The sequence below is a fragment of the Vibrio sp. 10N.222.46.A1 genome (genome assembly GCF_041473595.1).
Classification (GTDB): domain Bacteria; phylum Pseudomonadota; class Gammaproteobacteria; order Enterobacterales; family Vibrionaceae; genus Vibrio; species Vibrio tasmaniensis_A.
In genome coordinates this window covers 1-1477 of the sequence record NZ_JBFRSN010000916.1, presented here as the reverse complement: position 1 = coordinate 1477, position 1477 = coordinate 1, and the positions used below count along the sequence as shown (strand labels likewise).

General features: G+C 40.9%; 2 protein-coding genes. Both read left to right on the top strand.

The window, feature by feature from the left end:
* The first annotated feature begins 473 nt into the window (after positions 1 to 473).
* On the top strand, positions 474 to 890 hold the full coding sequence (rraB, locus tag AB4496_RS21965) for a ribonuclease E inhibitor RraB (RefSeq protein WP_004735324.1): 417 nt from the start codon (positions 474 to 476) through the stop codon (positions 888 to 890).
* Positions 891 to 1014: 124 nt separating this feature from the next.
* Positions 1015 to 1477, top strand: a 463-nt coding sequence (locus AB4496_RS21960; protein WP_408063569.1) for a glycosyl hydrolase 2 galactose-binding domain-containing protein, incomplete at its 3' end; no start/stop codon positions are given.

Below are 1477 nucleotides of genomic sequence, written 5' to 3'. Positions count from 1 at the left end.
TTTAAATGCTGAGTTGTTTGTGATTGTTAATATTAAAATCCAACTGAAAGGCTGAGTTCTGGAACAAACTTTTTGCGGATCTATGCTCTAATTTCAGTGATTTGATAATCCACTTTGCTTGGTGAACGTGATTTTTCATTCAAAATTTATGCAGTTACTTACTTATAAGTGAGGTTTTATGCATCGATGAAGTGTTCGGCAGTATGCATCTGATATGACTAACCACTCAATTTTGAAGGAGTAAGGCTAAAAGTAACAATAAAAATGAAATGCTAAAACACACGGTAGTTAATAATATGTTGAAAATTTGTTTCTGTGATTTTTATTTCACTTTTTAATTGATATCCCTTCTGTTATCTAGCGATAAACTTGCTCTTCTACACCTGATCTAGGTGGCTTTTCTAGGCGATCCGTGCCATATTTCGTGGCAATCAAATTTGATCTTTTCATAGTCAACACTCTGGAGCAGACACATGTCTCACGAAGATGAATATCTATCAGTAGCGGAATTAATTGAATTTCAAAAAGGAGAGACTCGCGACATCATTGAAGCACTAATCGAAGATGGTAGCGATCCTGAAGCTCTATACGATATCGAGCATCACCTATTCGCTGAAGATTTCGCAGTACTTGAGAAAGCCGTTGTTGAAGCATTCAAAATGGGCTTTGAAGTGCTTGAAGCTGAAGAGACAGAAGACGAAGATGGCAACAAGCTACTTTGTTGTGATGCAACGATGCAGTGTACTCTGAACGCAGAAGCGATTGATGAGCAAGTTGAGAAGCTTGTAAATCTTGCAGAGAAGTTTGACATTATCTACGACGGTTGGGGCACTTACTACGAAGGTGAAGATGCTATCTACCCTGACGAAGATGATGAAGACGAAGAGTAATCTCTCCCAGTTTTAAAGAATGCCAGCCTTGAGCTGGCATTTTTTTGTCCTCAGAAAAATAAATGTCTTTATATGCATTCATTCATTATAATGCGGTCAAAATTGATCTAGCTCAAGGAATGACATGCGGCTACCTCTCGATGGTCTTTGGCAAATTTCGCCACTGACGGATCTCTCTATCCCACAAGATGACATTACCTTTCCTGCTCCATTAAGCTCAAAGCTCCCTAATAGCTTGAGTGAAGAGGAAATCGCAGAGCAAGAATGGCACCTGATGCATGACATCGAAGTGGATGATGCCATGTTGGCATGCCCATTTGTTGAGCTAGTCGTCGCAGGCGTTGACTACTTTGCAGAAGTGCGACTCAATGGCGTTGCCGTGTTTGACTGTGATGGCAGCGAAGCCGAATATCGCAAGGACATTCGTCCTTATATGCAGCCTGGTCGAAATCGTTTTGAGATCCTTTTCCTTGAAGAAGAGGAGAGCCTGTTGCTTGAAGAGGATATGGATGACTCTATCTCTTCACAGGTCGTCGCTAAATCAGATTCTCGTATCGGAATCTGGCAAGCTCCATATCTTCAGTTCG